Source organism: Xanthomonas sp. CPBF 426 (assembly GCF_903989465.1).
Lineage (GTDB): Bacteria > Pseudomonadota > Gammaproteobacteria > Xanthomonadales > Xanthomonadaceae > Xanthomonas > Xanthomonas euroxanthea.
The window spans coordinates 1,903,073-1,922,643 of record NZ_LR861805.1 but is presented as its reverse complement, the minus strand read 5'-3'; the positions used below and the strand labels follow the sequence as shown (position 1 = coordinate 1,922,643).

At 67.0% G+C, this 19,571-nt stretch carries 17 protein-coding genes; 8 read left to right on the top strand and 9 right to left on the bottom strand.

What is annotated here, in order from left to right; genetic code table 11:
- Positions 1-358 precede the first annotated feature (358 nt).
- The 3 genes from H7A87_RS08255 to ligA form a co-directional block, all read right to left on the bottom strand.
- Positions 359-1,045, bottom strand: coding sequence for a DUF3011 domain-containing protein (locus H7A87_RS08255; protein WP_119129119.1), 687 nt, complete (start codon positions 1,043-1,045; stop codon positions 359-361).
- 168 nt (positions 1,046-1,213) lie between these two features.
- The gene (epmA, locus tag H7A87_RS08250; RefSeq protein ID WP_119129118.1) at positions 1,214-2,176 is read right to left on the bottom strand and encodes an EF-P lysine aminoacylase EpmA; all 963 of its coding nucleotides are present in this window, start codon (positions 2,174-2,176) and stop codon (positions 1,214-1,216) included.
- A complete protein-coding gene (ligA, locus tag H7A87_RS08245) occupies positions 2,173-4,674 on the bottom strand; it encodes an NAD-dependent DNA ligase LigA (RefSeq protein WP_119129117.1) in 2,502 nt (833 codons plus the stop codon). The genes epmA and ligA overlap by 4 nt, the downstream gene beginning before the upstream one ends.
- 177 nt (positions 4,675-4,851) lie before the next feature.
- Here ligA and H7A87_RS08240 point away from each other — a divergent pair, with 177 nt between their 5' ends.
- Entirely contained in the window at positions 4,852-5,976 is a 1,125-nt protein-coding gene (locus tag H7A87_RS08240) for a pyridoxal phosphate-dependent aminotransferase (protein ID WP_119129116.1), read from the top strand.
- A 180-nt stretch (positions 5,977-6,156) separates the two neighbouring features.
- Here the strand turns inward: H7A87_RS08240 and zipA are convergent, their stop codons facing one another.
- From zipA to H7A87_RS08210, 6 genes are all read right to left on the bottom strand, one after another.
- A complete protein-coding gene (gene zipA, locus H7A87_RS08235) occupies positions 6,157-6,888 on the bottom strand; it encodes a cell division protein ZipA (RefSeq protein ID WP_104648445.1) in 732 nt (243 codons plus the stop codon).
- 56 nt (positions 6,889-6,944) lie between these two features.
- The gene (smc, locus tag H7A87_RS08230; protein ID WP_119129115.1) at positions 6,945-10,448 is read right to left on the bottom strand and encodes a chromosome segregation protein SMC; all 3,504 of its coding nucleotides are present in this window, start codon (positions 10,446-10,448) and stop codon (positions 6,945-6,947) included.
- Between the two features lie 208 nt (positions 10,449-10,656).
- The gene (rplI, locus tag H7A87_RS08225) at positions 10,657-11,106 is read right to left on the bottom strand and encodes a 50S ribosomal protein L9 (RefSeq protein WP_119129114.1); all 450 of its coding nucleotides are present in this window, start codon (positions 11,104-11,106) and stop codon (positions 10,657-10,659) included.
- A 240-nt stretch (positions 11,107-11,346) separates the two neighbouring features.
- A complete protein-coding gene (rpsR, locus tag H7A87_RS08220) occupies positions 11,347-11,577 on the bottom strand; it encodes a 30S ribosomal protein S18 (RefSeq protein ID WP_005991243.1) in 231 nt (76 codons plus the stop codon).
- Between the two features lie 11 nt (positions 11,578-11,588).
- Positions 11,589-12,023 carry a 30S ribosomal protein S6 gene (gene rpsF / locus H7A87_RS08215; RefSeq protein WP_006451585.1) on the bottom strand — a complete coding sequence of 145 codons (435 nt, stop codon included), beginning with the start codon at positions 12,021-12,023 and terminating at the stop codon, positions 11,589-11,591.
- A 324-nt stretch (positions 12,024-12,347) separates the two neighbouring features.
- Positions 12,348-12,686, bottom strand: coding sequence for an iron-sulfur cluster assembly accessory protein (locus H7A87_RS08210; RefSeq protein WP_115048965.1), 339 nt, complete (start codon positions 12,684-12,686; stop codon positions 12,348-12,350).
- A gap of 218 nt (positions 12,687-12,904) precedes the next feature.
- On the opposite strand from H7A87_RS08210, the gene asnS reads away from it, so the two are divergent.
- The 7 genes from asnS (at position 12,905) to H7A87_RS08175 (ending at position 19,540) form a co-directional block, all read left to right on the top strand.
- Positions 12,905-14,299 carry an asparagine--tRNA ligase gene (gene asnS / locus H7A87_RS08205; RefSeq protein ID WP_119129113.1) on the top strand — a complete coding sequence of 465 codons (1,395 nt, stop codon included), beginning with the start codon at positions 12,905-12,907 and terminating at the stop codon, positions 14,297-14,299.
- A 259-nt stretch (positions 14,300-14,558) separates the two neighbouring features.
- A complete protein-coding gene (locus H7A87_RS08200) occupies positions 14,559-14,864 on the top strand; it encodes a hypothetical protein (protein ID WP_104582804.1) in 306 nt (101 codons plus the stop codon).
- Positions 14,861-15,187, top strand: coding sequence for a hypothetical protein (locus H7A87_RS08195; protein WP_104582803.1), 327 nt, complete (start codon positions 14,861-14,863; stop codon positions 15,185-15,187). The genes H7A87_RS08200 and H7A87_RS08195 overlap by 4 nt, the downstream gene beginning before the upstream one ends.
- Before the next feature lies 1 nt (position 15,188).
- Entirely contained in the window at positions 15,189-15,827 is a 639-nt protein-coding gene (locus H7A87_RS08190; RefSeq protein WP_119129111.1) for an FMN-binding negative transcriptional regulator, read from the top strand.
- A gap of 90 nt (positions 15,828-15,917) precedes the next feature.
- Entirely contained in the window at positions 15,918-16,580 is a 663-nt protein-coding gene (gene can, locus H7A87_RS08185) for a carbonate dehydratase (RefSeq protein WP_016902447.1), read from the top strand.
- 85 nt (positions 16,581-16,665) lie between these two features.
- The gene (locus H7A87_RS08180; protein ID WP_119129110.1) at positions 16,666-17,196 is read left to right on the top strand and encodes a 3-hydroxyanthranilate 3,4-dioxygenase; all 531 of its coding nucleotides are present in this window, start codon (positions 16,666-16,668) and stop codon (positions 17,194-17,196) included.
- 202 nt (positions 17,197-17,398) lie between these two features.
- Positions 17,399-19,540 (top strand): FUSC family protein, encoded by a 2,142-nt coding sequence (locus tag H7A87_RS08175; RefSeq protein WP_119129108.1) that lies wholly within the window; start codon positions 17,399-17,401, stop codon positions 19,538-19,540.
- Positions 19,541-19,571 lie beyond the last annotated feature (31 nt).

The window sequence follows — 19,571 nt, the reverse complement described above, 5'->3', positions numbered from 1 at the left end:
ACCGGCAAGGGCACCGCACCAGACAGGTAGTCGGCGCTCATCTGAAAAGCCGTCTGTCGTGCGGTCTGCATCAGACCTGGGGCCGATGCTTCATGATCGGACGAGGCGCATCCAGCACCGCTCTTACCATGCACACCGACCATCTCGACTGGTCCTTGCCCGCTCACCGTCGCGGGACCTTACGCGGCATGGATGCCGCGTGCGCCTGCACGGACGTACTTGCGGCGTGTCCTGCGATGGTGGGCAGGCAAGGGCCCTGCGGCCAAGCCGCAGATCGTCCTCCCTACAGCCGGTAAATCCGCAACCCGCGCAATCACCTCTCAAGACAACCGAGGGCTTGAGTTGTTGATCCATTCTCTCAGTCGACGATGAACTCGGCGCGGCAGCCGTCGTTGACCCAGACGCCGTCGCGGCTCCAGCCCCAGGTCTGGCCTTCCACGCATTCCTTTTTGGAGAGCTGCCGGCCCACACGCACCCGGCGCTCCACCGAGACGCCGCAGGTGCGACGTGCACCCTTTTTCGATTCGCAGGTCACCATGCGCGGCACTGCCACGAAGCCGGAACCATCCTCGGCAGCGACTTCGAATTCGCCATCGCAGCCGCGCGAGACCCAGATTTCGTTACGGCGCGCGCCCCAGCTGCGGCCTTCCTTGCACGGCCAGACAGAGCGCTGGCGCAGCAAGCGCACCGGCGCACCACGCAGCACCACCGGGCAGACCACCTTGCCTCCGTTGGAATCGCAGCGCACCACGCGGCGCATCTGCGGGGCATGCGACGCGCGCGCGCTGGCAAACTCCGCACGGCAGCCCTGTTCGACCCACACGCCATCGCGTTCGACATCCCACTCGCTGCCGCGGATACAACTGGTTTCGGACAGCTGGCGCACCAGTTGCACGCCATGTTCGGCATCCATCGCGCAATGCACGCGTGCCATGTCCTTGGACTCGCAGCGCACCACGCCGGAGACGCGATCGACCGCGCGCGCATCGGCGAGCATCAGCAGCGGCACGCACCACAAACCGCATAAGCTGATCAGCCACTTCATGCCGACAATCCTCACCCAAACACACTCTGCGCCGCGCCCCCCGTGGACGCCACGATGAGAGCATCATCGATGTGAAGATAGCAATACGGGGGACATGACAGCGGGATGGCAGCGGGCCACACCGTGCGCGACGAGGCCACGCAGGGGCCACTGCAGGCCTTGTCGGGGTCAGGCGCTGGCGAACGCGAAGGCCAGCACATCGGCAATCTGCGTGGTGTCGCGCATGGCCATCAACAGCCGGTCCACGCCGACCGCCACGCCGGCGCAGTCGGGCAGTTGCGACAGCACTGCCAGCAGCCGCTCATCCATCGGCAGCTGCGGCAATCCGCGCGCCGCACGCACGGCGTTGTCGCGCATGAAGCGCGCACGCTGCTCCTGTGCATCGTTGAGCTCGTGGTACCCATTGGCCACCTCGTAGGCGCCCAGATACAGCTCGAAGCGTTCGGCCACCGGCGGATCGTCATGGCGGATGCGCGCCAACGCGCACTGGCTGGCCGGCCAGTCGTGCACCACGGTCAGCGTGTCGCTGGCAAAGCCCGGCTGGAGCCGATGGGTCATCAGCAGATCCAGCCAATCGTCGCGGGTCAGGCCATCCGGATCGATCGCGACATCGTGCAGCGGTGCACGCAGCGTTTCGATCGGGTCGCGCAACGGATCGATGCCCAGTGCCTGCACGAACAGCGCGCGATAGCTCAGTACCTGCACCTGCGCCTGGCGCCCGACCAGCGCAAGCGCGCGGCGCACCAGCGCGATGGTTTCCTGCGCCAAGGCGCGATCGTCCCAGCCCACCCGGTACCACTCGAGCATGCTGAACTCGGGATTGTGGCGGCCGCCGGCCTCGCCGTTACGAAACACCCGCCCCAGCTCGTAGCAATCGCCCACCCCGGCGGCCAGCAGCCGCTTGAGCGGATATTCCGGCGAGGTGCGCAACCAACGCACCGGCGCGCCGGCATCGACATGGCCGCTGAAGCGCGTGCTGAAACTGTCGATATTCGGCTCGGTGTTGCCCGCCTCCGACAGCACCGGCGTCTCCACTTCCAGCACGTCGCGCTCGGCGAAGAAATCGCGGATCAGCGCATTGAGCCGCGCGCGTAACCGCAACGCGGCCAGGTCGACCTGCGCTGCAGTCATGGCTGCTGGCCGTGCTCGCCAAGGAAGGCCAGCAAGCGCGCCTCATCCCAGATCTCCACACCCAGCGACTGCGCCTTGTCGAGCTTGGACCCGGCCTCTTCGCCGGACACCAGAAACGCGGTTTTCTTGGAGACGCTGCCGGCGACCTTGGCGCCCAGCGCCTCCAGCCGTTGCTTGGCCGCATCGCGGGTGAGCGCAGCCAGGGTGCCGGTGATCACCACGGTCTGGCCATCGAGCGGGCCCGTTTGCAGCGCATCGGCTGCGGGCAGACGCGACAGCACCGTTTCCATCGCCTGTTGCGCGGCGCTGGCCAGGGCCGCATTTTCCGGCCGCTCCAGCCATTGCAGCAACGACGCCACCACCGGCGCGGGAACGCCGGCCTGCAGCAAGGCATCGGACCCGGCGCTGCGCAGCGCATCGAACGAGGCCACCGCGGCAGCCAGCTGCTGCGCACGCACCGGCGTCACCTTGGGGATGTCCATGTCTTCCAGCACGCTGGCAAAGCTCAGCGCCTCGCGCAGCTTGGGCGATGGCGGATGCGCATCGCCGATGCGCACGCCACGCTGCAGCAGGTCGTCGATGGCCTGCTGATTGCCGGGCTGGTCGAGGAAGTGCCCGAGCGAACGCGCCACCTCGCCACCGATGTCCGGCACGCGCTTGAACAGCGGCCACGGCAGATGGCGGATCAGTTCCAGATCGCCGAACCACGCCGACAAGGCCTTGGCGGTGCTTTCGCCGACATGCTCGATACCCAGCGCGAACAGGAAACGCTCCAACGTGGTATCGCGCGATTGCGCGATCGCCGCAATCAGGTTTTCCGCCCACTTGGTGGCGATCTTCTTGCGATTCCAGTCGAACGCCGGCAGCCCGGCGCGCAACAGATCGGCCTGCCAGGTGTGCGGCACCTCGCGCTCGCCGGCCAGGTCCACACCGATGCCGACCACGGTGGTTTCCAGCTGGCCATACGCACCGCTGGCCAGATGCTCGCGCGCCTCGCGCAGGAACGCATGCGGGCTCTCGGCAGTACTGATCAGGCGCAGTTGCAGCAGCTGGTCCACGGTGAGCAGATACAGGTCGGCCACGCCCTGCACTACACCGCTATCGACCAGCACCTCGATGAATTTCTCGCCCAGGCCATCGACATCCATCGCGCGGCGCGAGACGAAATGCCGGAACGCTTCCTTGCGCTGCGCCGGGCAGGTCAGCTCGCCGGAGCAGCGCCACACCGCCTCGCCCTCCTCGCGCACGATCTCCGACCCGCACACCGGGCATTGCGTGGGCATCTGCCATGGCTGGGTGCCGGGTGGCCGTTGCTCGGCGACCACGCCGGCCACCTCCGGAATCACATCGCCGGCACGCCGCACGATCACGGTATCGCCCACGCGCACATCCAGCCGCGCGATCTGGTCGGCGTTGTGCAAGGTGGCATTGGTCACGATCACCCCGGCCACGTGCACCGGCTTCAGCCGCGCCACCGGCGTGGCCGCACCGGTGCGGCCGATCTGGATCTCGATTGCCTCCACCGTGGTGGACTGCTCCTGCGCCGGGAACTTGTGCGCGATCGCCCAGCGTGGCGCGCGCGCGACAAAGCCCATCTCGCGCTGGCCGGCCAGATCGTCGAGCTTGTACACCACGCCATCGATGTCGAAGGGCAAGCCATCGCGCGCTTCACCGATGCGCTGGTAGTACGCCAACAGGCCGTCGCTGCCCTGCACCACCTCGACCAGGGCGCTCACCGGAAAACCCCACGTGCGCAACTGCGCCAGGATTGCCGAATGCGTCTGCGGCAACGCACCTTCGCTCACTTCGCCCACGCCGTAGGCAAAGAAACTCAGCGGGCGCTGCGCCGTGATGCGCGCATCCAGCTGGCGCAGCGAACCGGCGGCGCCATTGCGCGGATTGGCCAGCACCTTGCCACCGTGCAGGCGCATCTGCGCGTTGTAGGTCTCGAAGGCGGCGCGCGGCATGTACACCTCGCCGCGCACCTCCAGTACCTGCGGCCAGCCTGCGCCACGCAGGCGCAGCGGAATCGCCTTGACGGTGCGCAGATTGGCGCTGACATCCTCGCCGGTGGCGCCGTCGCCGCGCGTTGCGCCCTGCACGAACTCGCCGTTTTCGTAGCGCAGGCTGATCGCCAGGCCATCGAGCTTGGGCTCGGCCGAGAACAGCGGCTGTTTCACCTCCAGGCGCTCGCTGATGCGCCGCACGAACTCGGTCACTTCCTCGTCGCTGAAGGCATTGCCCAACGACAGCATCGGCAGGGCATGCCGCACTTCGGCAAAGCGCGAGGCGGCCAGGTGGCCAACGCGCTGGGTCGGCGAATCGGCGCTGGCCAGCTCCGGATGCGCTGCCTCCAATGCCTCAAGTTCACGCATCAGGCGGTCGTAGTCGACGTCGGCCATCTGCGGCTCGTCGAGCACGTGATAGCGGTAGTTGGCGTCCTCGATACGATGACGCAGGGCGTCGATACGCTGCGCGGGGTCCGGGCTGACAGTCATGCGATCGCTGGGCTGGCTCTGGGCCGCCCATTCTAACGGGCCGTGCCGGGGTGCAAGTGCGGCCCGGCAGCTGGCAAACCGTGCGACAGCGAACCCTGCAGCGATTTTCCCGATAGGCAGACAGGCGCAAACCCGCTAGCGTGGCGCCCTCTTTGCCTGCTCGCCTGGAGCTTACCCGTGTCGTTGCCTGTCTCGCGCCGTTCGTTTCTCAGCCTCGCCAGCGTTGGCGTGGCAGTTTCCGCACTGGGGCTGCCCCCTGCGGCCGAGGCAGCCCGCAAACGCGCGGCTGCGCCGGCCAAGCCCGGCGTGGCACCGGCAGCGGGCGCGGTGTTTCTCAACCTCAACGAGCATCCGCTTGGCCCCGCACCGGCCGCACTGGATGCCGCAACCCGCTCGCTGGCACGCGCGGGCCGCTATCAGGTCGAGATGGAGCAGGACCTGCGCAATCTAATGACCGGCGAGCTGCAGCTGCCCGGCGACCATCTGGCGTTCTTTCCCGGGTCCAGGGACGCGCTGAATCGTGCCGGCAGCCTGTTCACCTCGGCGCGTGCCGGGCTGGTGGTGGCCGACCCGAGCTTCGATCCGATCGTCGACAGCGCAAATGCCCGCGGCGTGCCGGTACGCAAGGTGCCGTTACGGGCCGACGGCGCCCACGACGTCAAGGCAATGGCCAAGGCCGACCCGACTGCTGGCCTGATCTACCTGTGCAATCCCGGCAACGCCAGCGGCGCCATCACCCCGCGCGCCGATATCGAGTGGCTGCTGGCCAACAAGCCGGCCAGCGCCGTGCTGGTGGTCGACGAAGCGTATATCCACTACAGCAACGAGCCGTCCGTGGCCGACCTGGTGCGTCAGCGCCAGGACCTGATCGTGCTGCGCAGCTTCTCCAAGCTCTACGGCATGGCCGGCCTGCGCCTGGGTGCCGCGCTGGCGCCGCCGGGGCTGCAGACCAAGCTCGCCAGCCTGGGCAGCAACCCGCTGTCGGTCCCGGCAATGGCCGCCGGCATCGCCAGCCTGCGCGACCCGCAACTGGTGCAGACCCGTCGCGCGGAGAACGCCCGCGTGCGCGACGACACCATCGCCTGGCTCAAGACCAAGGGCTACACCTGCCTGCCCACGCAGGCCAACTGCTTCCTGCTCGACGTCAAGCGCGATGCCGGCGTGTTCGCCGATTCGATGCAGAAACAAGGCGTCATCGTCGGCCGCAGCTGGCCGATCTGGCCCAAGCGCGTGCGCGTGAGCGTCGGCACCGAGGCGGAGATGCTGCGGTTTCGCGAGGCCTTTGCCAAGGCGAAGCGCTGAGCGCACGGCGCTGGGTGGTCATCCCTTCTCCCATCGGGAGAAGGTGCACCGAAGGGGCGGATGAGGGTGCAAGCGAAGCCTTGTGCCGTCCAACTACCCCAGGGCTTCGCCCGTACCCTCACCCCAACTCCTCTCCCGCAGGAGAGTGGCTTTGATGCCCTCTCCTGCGGGAGAGGGAACTCACCAGCGCGGCGACTTGGTCAGCGGCGGGGCCTGGTGCTGGCGGTCGTAGGCGCGCAGCTCGTCGCGGATATGCGCCACCCGTTGACGGCCCAGCGCATTGCGGCTGTCGTCCAGCACCACGCCGTCGAGCAGTTCGGCCATGCGCTGCACGGTCGGCAGCATCTTTTCCCAGGCATCCAGCGCGGTCATCGGCGCCGGCAAGGTGAGGAAGAACGCAATCGCCGGGGTCTGCATCTCGCGGATGTTGGCCATGTCGAAACTGCCGGGCTTGAGGATGCTGGCCATGCTGAAGATCGGCCCGCGCTCCGGGTGCCCTTCCACCAGGCGGTGGAACACATTCATGTGCCCGAACACCAGCCCGGTCTTCTCGGCAGCGACGACAATGTCTTCTCCGCGCAGGACCTGGCCGGCCTTGGCGGCAACGAACAGCGACACGATCTTGTCGAAGTCCTGGTTCGGGCGCTTGCCGACATCGTTGCCGCCGGCCGCATCGGCATCGTCCAGGTTCAGTTCGCTTTGCTCAGCGCCTTCACTGCGCGCGAACGGGTCGCCCTCCACGCCGGGCTCGCCGGAAATGACCGGTTCGCGGCGCTCGCGCGGCTGCCCGTCGTCCTTGTCGACCCGGCGGCCTTGCGGCGATTTTTTCGGGCGACCAAACAGGAAGATGGCCGCGACCAGCAGCAGTCCAGCGATCAGGATCCCGATCCGGATCATGGCCATGTCGGACATTCAGCGTGCCTCCGCATAAGAGTGACAGGTGTCGATATTCCAACAAGCATGGCACGTCATGCCGCACCCGCCAAACGTGCGGCCTCTTCCAGGTCCACGCTGACCAGGCGGCTGACGCCCGGCTCGCGCATGGTCACGCCCGAGAGCTGACGCGCCGCCTCCATCGTTGCCTTGTTGTGACTGACGAACAGGAACTGCACCTTCTCGCTCATTTCCCGCACCATGTTGGCCAGCCGGCCGACATTGGCTTCGTCCAGCGGTGCGTCCACCTCGTCGAGCAGGCAGAACGGCGCCGGATTGAGCTGGAAGATCGCAAACACCAGCGCCACCGCGGTCATCGCCTTCTCGCCACCGGACAGCAGCGAAATGCTGGACACGCGCTTGCCCGGCGGGCGCGCCATGATGGTCACGCCGGTGTCGAGCAGGTCTTCGCCGGTGAGCTCCAGATACGCGTGGCCACCGCCGAACAGGCGCGGATACAGTGCCTGGACGCCGGAGTTGACCCGGTCGAAGGTGTCCTTGAAGCGGCCGCGGGTTTCGCGGTCGATCTTGCGGATCGCCTCTTCCAGCGTCTCCAGTGCAGTGTTGAGATCCAGGTTCTGTGCGTCCAGATATTCCGAACGCTGCGCAGCCTCGCCGTACTCCTGGATCGCGGCCAGATTGACCGGCTCCAGCCGCCGCATGCGCCCGTCGATCTGGCCGACTGCCGCTTCCCACTCGGCCACGTTCGCTGCTTCCGGCAATCCATTGACCACGTCCTCGAGCACGAAGCCGGCTTTCACCACGGCGGCCTCCAATTGCTCTGCGCTGAGCACCAGCGCCTGCTGATCGAGCTTGCGCTGCGAGATGCGCTCGCGCTGTGCCAGCGCCTGTTCGTCGCGCTGCTGACGGGTCTGCTCGTAGCTGCGCAGCTCGCCATCGATGCTCTCCAGCATCGTGCGCGCCTCGCTCAGCACGCGCTCGGTACGCACACGCTCGCTCAAGGCGGCCTGATGCTCGTGTTCCAGCGTTTCCACCGGCGAGTCGCCGTCGCTGAGCTGGGCGACCAGATCCTCCAGGCGCGTATCGAGCTGGCCACGCTGGCTGTCCATGCGCTCCAGCGTCTGGCTCAGCGAGGTGATCTGGGTGCGTTGCGATTCCAGCGTGAGCGCCAATGCGTGCATCGCATCGCGCACGCCACGTGCGGCATCGCGGGCCTGGTCGCGCGCATCGGTGAGCTGGCGGCGTTCGTTCTCCAGCGCCTCGCGGGTCCCTTGCAGATCGCCCATCAGGGTCACCGCGTCTTCGAGCTTGGCGCGTGCCTCGCGTGCCTGCTCGCGGCTGGTGTCCAGCGTTTCCAGCAGCTGCGACAATTCGTTTTCGATGCGTTCGATGCGCGTGCGCGCGGCATCGACCTTGCCCTGCTGACTCTGCAGCTGGCCGGCCAGTTCGGACACGCTGCGATGCGCCATGTACAACTGGCGCTGCGCATCTTCGCGCTGCTGTTCGGCCGCCAGCAGCTGCTCGCGGAAGCTGCCCAGGCGCTGTTCAAGCTCGGCTTCGCGCTCCTGCAGCGTTTCGATCTGCGCGCGCAGCTCCTGGATCTCGCGCTCGCGCAGCAAGGCGCCCTGCTTGGCCGCGCCGGAACGCGATACCCGCACCCAACCCTCGCCCAGCCGCTCGCCGCTGCGGGTGATGACCGAATCGCCCTCGGGCAGGCTGCGCTGCAGCGTGCGTGCCGCGTCCAGATCCTCGGCCGCGTGCAGGCGCGCGAGCAGGCGACGGATCGCGATCGGCCCCTGCACCTTGGCCGCCAGCGAGGTCGGCGCAAATGTCGCGTTGTCGTCGGCACTGGACACCAGCGCGATGCGGCCATCACCCAATTCGCCCAGCGCATCGACCAGTTGCTCGGGCGCCTCCACCAGCACGCCTTCGATCAACTGCCCCAAGGCGCCTTCGACCGCGTTTTCCCAGCCGCTTTCGACCGTGATGCGCTCGCCCACACGCGCGGCAGAATCCAGCCCGCGCGAGGTCAGCCACGCCACCGCCGCGCCCTGCTCCTGGCCGAGTGCGGCCTGCTGCAAGGTTTCCAGCGACGACAGCCGGCCACGCGCGGCCTGCGCCTGCTTGCGCACCTCGGCCAGCTCGCCCTGGCTGGCGCGCTGTTGTTCCTGCAGCCCGCCGAGCGCGTGCTTGCGCGCTTCGACCTGCTCGGTCAGCCCGTCCAGCGAAGTCTTCTGGGTTTCATGGCGCAGCTCGATCTGCTCGAACGCCTCGGCCAGCGCGTCCAGATCCAGCCCGGCGCGCTCGTTGACCAGCGCTTCGCGGCGGCGCTCGGCCTCCAGCGACTGGCGATCAAGATAATCCACACGCGTGCGTTCCACCTCGCCGGCACGCGAGGCTTCGCCGGTGTCGCGGTTATGGGTTTCCCAACGCTGCTGCCAGTCGGCCAGGCGCGCCTCGGCCTCGCGTAGCGACTCCTGGCGGAATTCGTGGTCTTCGCGCAGCTGTTCCAGCTGCGGTTCGGCAGCGTCCACCGCCTCGCGCAACACCGCCAGCCTGGCCGAGTCGCCGCTGATGTGCTGGGTCAGTTCCTGCAGCTGGCTCTGCGCCTCGTCGCGCGCCTTGTGCAGGCGATGCGAGAGCTCGCGCTGGTGCTGGATCTGCTGCTCGATGCGCGCCAACGCACCACCGACCTGATAGACATCGGCCTGCGCCTTGGCCACCGCTTCGGCGGCTTCCTCGCGACGCGCGCGCCCGGTCTCGATCCGTGCCTCGGCATCGCGCTGTTCGGCGATCAGCTGCTGCAGCCGGGTCTCTTCCTGGTTCAATTTCTCGCGCAGGCCCTGCAGCCGCCCATCCAGCCCGCGGTATTCCAGCGCCTTCCACTCGGCGTCCTTGATCCGGCGCTCTTCCTGCAAGGCCTGATACTGCTCGGCCTGGCGCGCCTGGCGCTGCAGATGCGCCAGTTGCTTGGTGATCTCTTCGCGCAGGTCGCCCAGGCGATCGAGGTTCTCGCGGGTATGCCGGATGCGCGTTTCGGTTTCCTTGCGGCGCTCCTTGTACTTGGAAATGCCGGCGGCTTCTTCCAGGTACACGCGCAGGTCTTCCGGGCGCGCCTCGATGATCTGGCTGATCATGCCCTGCTCGATGATCGAGTAGCTGCGCGGGCCAAGACCGGTGCCCAGGAACAGGTCGGTGATGTCGCGGCGCCGGCACTTGGTGCCGTTGAGGTAGTAGGCGCTGTTGCCGTCGCGGCTGACCAGGCGCTTGACCGAGATCTCGTTGAACGAGGCGAACTCGCCGCTGATGGTGTGATCGGAATTGTCGAAGATCAGCTCCACCGTCGCCTGCGACACCGGCTTGCGCGCCGAGGAGCCGGAGAAGATCACGTCGGTCAGCGAGTCGCCACGCAGGCGGCTGGCCGAACTTTCGCCCATCACCCAACGCACCGCGTCGATGATGTTGGACTTGCCGCAGCCATTGGGTCCGACGATGCCGGTCATGTTGGTGGGCAGGTGCAACGTGGTCGGGTCGACGAACGACTTGAAACCGGACAGTTTGATCGTGGACAGGCGCATGGGGCTGAAGGTTCCGGGCACCGCACGGGCGAGGCCGGCAGGCGCTTTTTCCTGTGAAGCCGACACCTAAGCCCTTGATCCACAAGATCTGCAGGCCGTGGAACCGGAAATGGAACATGAGTATAGCGGGCCTGCCATCGTTGGCGCGGCCGCACAAAGACGAAGGGCGCCCAACCAGGCGCCCTTCGGGTACAGCATGCAGCGCGGATCAGGCGTCGGATTCGACGATGACCTTGACCGAGGTTTCCACATCGGCGTGCAGGTGCAGCACAACGTCGTACTCGCCGACATTGCGGAATGCGCCTTCGCCCAGGATCACTTCGCTCTTTTCCAGCGGCAGGCCGGCGGCGGTGAACGCCTCGGCGATGTCGCGCGGACCGACCGAGCCGTACAGCTTGCCTTCGGTCGACGCATGCGCACCGATGGCGACGCTGGCGCCTTCGAACTTGCCGGCGCGGCTCTGGGCATCGGCCAGGATGGTGTTGGCCTTGGCTTCGTAATCGGCACGCTTGGCTTCAAACGCTTCAACGTTGGCAGCGGTGGCCGGCACGGCCTTGCCCTGCGGCACGAGGAAGTTGCGGCCGTAACCCGGCTTGACGCTGACCTTGTCGCCCAGGCCGCCGAGATTGGTCACTTTCTGCAGAAGAATCAGATCCATGGTGGTGCTCCGTTATTCGTTAGCGCCGGCGCTTTGTCCGACGCAACGTTTGCTGTCCGAAAAGACGGGATTCGGGAATCGGGATTTGGGAATCGCAACAGCACGATCAACACCGCATCTCGAACGACCGGCCTCTATATTTTTAGTAACCCGCACATGGATGTGCGGGCTCTTGTGAGGGACCCACATACAACTGAGGGACTCACATACAACCGTGCGGGCTATTCCGAGGGACTCGGATTAGACGTCGTGATTGTCCGTGTACGGGATCAGCGCCAGGAAACGCGAGCGCTTGACGGCCGTAGCCAGCTGACGCTGGTACTTGGACTTGGTGCCGGTCACGCGGCTCGGAACGATCTTGCCGTTCTCGGTGAGGTACTGGCGCAGGGTGTTGAGATCCTTGTAATCGATCTCCTTGACGCCCTCGGCGGTGAACTTGCAGAACTTGCGACGACGGAAGAACTTGGACATGACAGCGCTCCTTAAGCGGCTTCGGCGTTGTCGCCGTCGGTATCGGTGGCGGCAGGTGCAGCATCGCCCTCATCGTCATCACGACGACGACGCTCGCTACGCTCGGGCTTGTCGCCCTTCTCGTCCTTGCTCTTCATGATCAGCGACTGCTCGGTGTCCGGGCCGTCGCGCTTGACGACCAGGTGACGCAGCACCGCATCGTTGAAGCGGAAGCTTTCCACCAGCTCGCTCAGCACGGCCTGGTCGACTTCGATGTTGAGCAGCACGTAATGCGCCTTCACCAGGTTCTGGATCGGGTAGGCCAGCTGACGACGGCCCCAGTCTTCCAGACGGTGGATGGTGCCGTTACCACCCTCGATCAGCGACTTGTAGCGCTCGATCATGGCCGGGACCTGCTCGCTCTGATCCGGGTGGACCAGGAACACGACTTCGTAATGACGACTCATGTTGTATTACCTTTCGGATGTGGCCACGTGGGCCGGACAGCTCCCCGGTGACCCGCGCAAGGCGGCCGGTGGAGCAAGGGTTTCCGCCCAGAACCGGGCAGGAAGCCGGAAAGTATGGCAGTTCAGTCGCTTAGCCGCAACCGGGCAGACTGCCGTGAGGCTAAAAGCCCCTCTCCTCTCGGGAGAGGGGTTGGGGGTAAGGGTCAGGTGGCGAAGCCCGCGCAGAATTCGAAGGCTCATGGCTTCGCCCGTGCCCTCCTCCGCCCTTCGGGCACCTTCTCCCGAAGGGAGAAGGAACTCTAGTGCCGGTGGGCTCAGCCGGGCTCAGCGATGCTCGGCTTCGGTCGTGAAGCTTTCCCCGCACCCGCACTCGGCGGTCGCGTTGGGATTGTTGAAGGTGAAGGTCTCGCTGAGACCGTGCTTGCCGAAATCGATGCAGGTGCCATCGACCAGCGGCAGGCTGACCGGGTCGACGAAGATGCGCACCCCCTGCTGCTCGAACACCGCATCGTCGTCGCGCTTCTCGCGCGCCAGGTCGGTGACATGGCCCCAACCCGAGCAACCGGTCTTGGTCACGCCAAAGCGCAGACCCAGCGTCCCCGGGGTCTGCTGCACGAAACGCTGCACGCGCTCCAGCGCGGCGGGGGTGAGGCTGATGGCCATGGGAGATGCTCCGGAAACGATGGTGAAACACTGGTGGCAAGTATAGCGAGGCTGCAATGACCGGGGCTGCACCCGCTGATACGACGTGTTCCCCAGATGGGGCCATGCCCCGCCGTCGACAAGCGCGACCACCGGCAAGCCGTTCAGATGCTCGCGCCAGCGCGCCCGCAGCCAGTAAACTCGCAGGCCATTCAAAGTCGCTACGGCGAGGACAAGTCATGACGGTGGTCAGCGTTGAACATGCGCTTGCGGGGAAACTCCCGGAAGGCGGCGAAGTCACGGTACGGGGGTGGGTGCGCACGCTGCGCGGATCTGCCGGACTGGCCTTCATCAACGTGACCGATGGCTCGTGCTTTGCCCCGATCCAGGTGGTGGCCAACGACACCCTGCCCAACTTCGACGAGATCAAGCGCCTGACCAGCGGCTGCTCGCTGATCGCCAAGGGCGTGCTGGTGAAGTCGCAGGGCAAGGGCCAGTCGTTCGAGATCCAGGCCAGCGGCGTGGAGATCGTCGGCTGGGTCGAGGACCCGCTGACCTACCCGATCCAGCCCAAGCCGATGTCGCCGGAGTTCCTGCGTGAAGTGGCGCACCTGCGCCCGCGCACCAACCTGTTCGGTGCGGTCACCCGCATCCGCAACTGCCTGGCGCAGGCGGTGCACCGCTTCTTCCACCAGAACGGCTTCAACTGGATCAGCACCCCGATCATCACCACCTCCGACGCCGAAGGTGCCGGGCAGATGTTCCGCGTCTCCACGCTGGACATGGTGAACCTGCCGCGCGATGCCAGCGGTGCGGTGGATTTCAGCCGCGACTTCTTCGGCAAGGAAACCTTCCTGACCGTGTCCGGCCAGCTCAACGTGGAGGCGTACTGCCTGGCGCTGAGCAAGGTCTACACCTTCGGCCCGACCTTCCGCGCCGAGAACAGCCATACCACGCGCCATCTGGCCGAGTTCTGGATGATCGAGCCGGAAATCGCCTTCGCCGACCTGGCCGAAGACGCGCGCCTGGCCGAACAGTTCCTCAAGTACCTGTTCCGCGCCGTCCTGGACGAACGTGGCGACGATCTGGCCTTCCTGGCCGAGCGCGTGGACAAGAACGCCATCAGCAAGCTGGAAGCCTTCATCAATGCGCCGTTCGAGCAGATCGACTACACCGAGGCGGTGAAGCTGCTGCAGAACTCGGGCAAGAAGTTCGACTTCCCGGTCGAATGGGGCCTGGACCTGCAGACCGAGCACGAGCGCTGGCTGACCGAAGAACATATCGGCCGCCCGGTGGTGGTGACCAACTACCCCGAGCACATCAAGGCCTTCTACATGCGCCTGAACGACGACGGCAAGACCGTCGCGGCGATGGACGTGCTGGCGCCGGGCATCGGCGAGATCATCGGCGGCAGCCAGCGCGAAGAGCGCCTGGACGTGCTGGATGCGCGCATGGCGCAGTTCGGCCTGGATCAGGAGCACTACGGCTGGTACCGCGATTTCCGTCGCTACGGCTCGGTGCCGCATGCCGGCTTCGGCTTGGGCTTCGAGCGCCTGGTGGTCTACGTGTGCGGGCTGAGCAATATCCGGGACGCCATCCCCTACCCGCGCGCACCGGGCAGCGCCGAGTTCTGACCGTGCGCCTGCTGGCTGCCGCCACCCCGCACCCGCAATCGCCGGCCTTGGCGCCGGCCTTGCCAAGCCTCGGCATGGCCGGCGTGTGCGGCGTCCGGCCAGCCGAGCCGGCAGCCACGCCTCCGGTTCCAGGTGCGTGGCGGCAGGGTGATACGGCACGCCAGGCCCCCTTCCAGGCCAGGCGTCTGTTGGGGTGGACCATCGCTGCGCCGGTGGCTGGCGCAGCACTTCTGCAACGCGTACTGAGGCCGGCGGGCACATGACCCTGTTCTTCGCACTGTGTTTTGTCGGCGTCGCCGTCGCCGGGCTCACCGCCTTGCTGATCTTCTGGCCACTGACGCTGGTGCACCTGCGCGACCGTCATCCCGAGGCGCTGGCCAGCTTCGGTGATCCGGCCTTCATCAGCCCTGCGGCACTGCGCTGGTTGCTGACACGGCGCTACCGCAGCCACCGCGACAATGCGCTGTCCGGTCTGGCCACACCCGCCTGGCTGTCGCTGCTGACCATCTTCTTCGGCCTGGGCATGGCGGCCCTGCTCGGCCTGCTTTCCAAGGTAATGCCATGAATACATCGCAAGACACCGCACAGGACCACCACGATTCGTGGTGGCTGGCCACGATCGGCCGCACGCTGATCTGGGCGCGCCTGCGCGTCAAGCAGGCCGGTACCGCCGAAGTCCTGGACAGCGACGGCAAGATCCTTCCCTACGACAGCGAAGACAGCGCCCGCGCGGCCTTGTTCGATGCCGAATTCGTCGCGCTCGACGGGCTGGACGAGGAAGACGCGCTGATGCGTGGCTTCTCGCTCGACGAGGTGTCGCCGCCGCGCGGAGACGACGATGCCGACCTGCGCGAACGCATGGTGCTGACCCTGGGCGGTCGCGCCTGACATGTACGCCCCGCGCGCGTTCGCGCAGACCGATCTGGCCTTGCTGGACTGGCTGATCGCGCGCGACCCGTTCGTCACACTGATCAGCCAGGGCGAGGACGGGCAGCCGGCGATCTCGCATCTGCCGGTGCTGTACCGACGCCAGGCGCAGGCAGTGGTCATCGAAGGCCACTGGGCGCGCCCCAATCCGCAGGCACGCAGCCCCGGCGATGCGGTAATCGTGGTGCAGGGCCCGCACGCCTATGTGTCGCCGAGCTGGTATCCGGACAAGGAAGCGGCCGCACGCGTGCCGACCTGGAACTACGCCGTGGCGCATCTGCATGGACGCTGCGAGCAGGTGAGCGATGAGGCGGCGCTGGGCGACCTGATCGGCCGCATGAGCGCGCACTTCGAGCAGCGCATCGGCAGCGACTGGCTGTTCGAGATGCAGCGCGACAGCCACCGCCGCCAGTTACGCGGCCTGGTTGGCTTCCGCTTCGTTCCCAGCCGCATCGAGCTGACCTTCAAGCTCAGCCAGAATCATCCGGCCGCTAATGTGGCGGCCGTGAGCGATGCATTGCAGCAACAGGCATCGGCCGACACCCGCGATGTGGCGTCGCTGATGCGCGATGCCCTGCTTGCACGCGACCGCGCGGTCTGAGCGGCGCGGCACACCACCGATTTCTGCAACACCGCTTCTCGCTCATCTGTCGATCACACACTGCCCTCCTTCCTCTGGAATACTGCGCGCATGAACGAGCTCAACCATTTGCTTGAAAACAACCGTGCCTGGTCCGAGCGCATCCGCCGCGAGGACCCGGAATTCTTCTCCAAGCTGTCCACCCAGCAGACGCCCGAGTACCTGTGGATCGGCTGCTCGGACTCGCGCGTGCCGGCCAACCAGATCATCGACATGGCCCCGGGCGAGGTGTTCGTCCACCGCAATATCGCCAACGTGGTGGTGCACACCGACCTGAACTGCCTGTCGGTGATCCAGTTCGCAGTCGACGTGCTCAAGGTCAAGCACATCCTGGTGGTCGGCCATTACGGCTGCGGCGGCGTGTTCGCCAGCCTGACCCAGAAGCGCATGGGCCTGGTCGACAACTGGATCCGTCACGTCACCGATGTGGCCGACAAGCACGAGGCCTGCCTGCACGACGCGGGCGACCTGCCGGTGCAGCACGCGCGCCTGTGCGAGCTCAACGTGCTCGAGCAGGTGGTCAATGTGTGCCGCACCACCATCGTGCGCGACGCCTGGGACCGCGGCCAGGCACTGCAGGTGCATGGCTGGGTCTACAGCCTGCGCGACGGACGTGCGCACGACCTGGGCATGTCGATCGACCGCCCGGAGCTGCTGCAGGAACGTTACGACGCCGCATTGGCGCGCATCCAGGCCGATCACGCCGAACGCTGAGCCGCACCCGCACACCATCCCGCCGCGGCGCCCATCGGCGCCGTCGGTTGGCTATGCTGGACGTCTTCTTTGCCGAGGAACGTCGATGCTGGTCCCGCCGATCAACCTGCAAGCCTGGATCGAGCAACACCGCCACCTGCTCAAGCCACCGGTGGGCAACAAATGCATCCAGCAGGACGGCTTCATCATCATGATCGTCGGTGGGCCGAATGCGCGCACCGACTATCACTACGACGAAGGCCCGGAGTGGTTCTTCCAGCTCGAAGGCGAGATGGTGCTGAAGGTGCAGGACGAAGGCGTGGCACGCGACATCCCGATCCGCGCCGGCGAGATCTTCCTGCTGCCGCCGAAGGTGCCGCATTCGCCGCAGCGTACGGCCGGCTCGATCGGCCTGGTGATCGAACGCGAGCGCCTGCCCAACGAGCAGGACGGCCTGCAGTGGTATTGCCCGCAGTGCAATCACAAACTGTACGAGGCGATGTTTCCGCTGCAGGACATCGAAACCGATTTTCCGCCGGTGTTCGATCATTTCTATCGTTCGCTCGCGCTGCGCACCTGCAGCCAGTGCGGGCATCTGCACCCTGCGCCGGAGCGCTATGCCACTGTCGAGGCATGAGCGGGCGATGGCTGGGGCAATTCCAGGCACGCGTCGCACAGGTCTTCGGGCGCATTCGCTCGGCGGTGGCCATCGGCGCGCCGCCGCGCCCTCGCAATGCCGCGCAACGCAATGACAATGCAGCAGCTGTGCGCAGCGCGCCGTGTTTCGAGCGTGTGCACGCGCCGCAGCCGCGCCGTGCGTCCGCATTGAACCCCATGCCATGCTGCGCACGCTGATCGACCTCAAGCCGCGCGACGTGCCATTGCGCGTTGCGCTGCGCAACACCGCCGCGGTGGTGCTGCCGCTGGCGGTCGGTGTGGCCACCGGGCACGTCGCCGCCGGTCTGGCCGTATGTACCGGCGCGCTCAACACCATGTTCACCGATCAGCCCGGCCCGTATCGCGCGCGTCTGCAACGCATGCTGATGGCCGCGCTGGCAGCGGGCCTGGCTGCGTTGCTCGGCATCTGGGTCGGCCACAACACGCCGGCATTGGTGATCGCCGGGTTGCTGCTCGGTCTTGGCGGCGGCTTGCTGGTGGCACTGGGCCCGGTGGCAGCGCGGGTGGGGCTGACCAGCATGATCCTGCTGGTGGTCAGCGCCGACATGCGCCTGCCGATGCAACAGGCCGCGGGCGTGGCGGCGTTGATCTTTGCCGGCGGCCTGCTCCAGGTGGTGCTGGCGTTGGCCGCCTGGCCGCTGCAACGCTATCGCCCGGAGCGCTTCGCGCTGGCCGACCTGATGCGTCAACTGGCCGGCATCGCACGCCAGCGTCCAGAAGCCAGCGCCCCGCCGCCGGCCACCCAGGAAGTGCTCGATGCGATGGTGATGCTGCATGGCGAGCACCGCTCGCGCGCGATCGCCGTGCAGAGCTTCCGCATCATTGCCGAGCTGTGCGAGCGCGTGCGGCTGGAGCTGCTGTCGCTGGCCGATGCCGACACCCGCCTGACCGAGTCGCAGGCGCGCCCGGCGATCGAGCGCGTGCTCGAACGCAGCGCCATCGTGCTGGAACAGCTCGCGCATGCGATGACGGTGGGCGAAGACCCGCTCGCCGCCAATGCCTCGATGACCGGCTTCGACGATCTGGTCGCCGCGCTGGCGCAGTTCCAGCACGACAACGCCGATACCCGGGAACGCCGGCTGGTGCGGGTGGCGGTGGCGCGCGCGCAAGGCCTGGGCGGCCAGCTGCGCGCGCTGATCCGCAACGCGCATTGGGCCAGCAGCCGTGGCGAAATCCAGGCGCAGCTGGCCGAAGCGCGCCTGCCGGCGGCACTCAGGCCCGCCGCGACCTGGGCCACGCTGCGCGCGAACCTGGATCTGTCGTCGGTGGCCTTCCGGCATGCCTTGCGCTGCGGCGTGTGCCTGGCACTGGCGATCGCCTTCCAGCGCTGGCAGCAGATCCCGCACGGCTTCTGGATTCCGATGACCACCGCCATCGTGCTCAAGCCGGATTTCGGCGGCACCTTCAGCTTCGGTGCCCTGCGCGTGGCCGGCACCTTCGTCGGCCTGCTGGTGGCGACCTTGCTGGCGCATCTGGCGATGGACGGCGCGAGCGTCCGCCTGGCGTTGCTGGCGCTGTTCTGCCTGGGCTTCCGCCTGCTGACGCAGGTGAACTACGGCATCGGCGTGGCGTTCCTGACCGGCATGCTGGTGCTGCTGCTGTCCTTCGAGGGCGTGGCACCGGGCGAGGCCATCGGTGCGCGCCTGCAGGCGACGGTGGCCGGCAGCGCCTGGGCGCTGATCGCCTATGCGCTGTGGCCCACGCGCGAGCGCCGGCACATCCGCGCCTCGCTGGCGCAGCTGCTCAGCGCGTATCGCGATCATCTGCGCAATCTGTTGCTCGGCAGGATGGAGGATCTGGGCGACACCCGCGCTGCCGCACGCGTGGCGCGCACCAATGCGCAGGCCTCGATCGAACGCCTGCGCGGCGAGCCGCGCAGCCGGCGCAATCTGCACGAGCTCAAACTCGCCGAGTCGTTGCTGGCCAACGGCAACCGGCTGATCCGCGCCACCTTGTCGCTGGAGGCGGTGCTGCGCGACGGCCATCCCCTGCCTGTGCTGGACGCGCTGCCGGCATTCGCGCAACAGGCCGACCAGGCGCTGTCCGAGCTGATCGCCTGCCTGCTCGACGGCGGCATTCCGGCCGCGGCCACCTTGCGCAGCGCAGAGCGCCAGCTGTCCGATGCATTGGCGGCCCTGCCCGACGGCTCGCCGGCCACCGCCGCACTGGCCGACACCATCGACCGCATCACCGACAGCATCGGCACGTTGACGCATCTGCTGCGCCCTGCCCGGCCAGCCGCGACCACCGCCGCGCCCGACACACCGGCCGCGCATGACGGCGCACAGGGTGCCGGCGGGTAAACTGCGCCACTGACCTGCGTTGCGAGCCGTG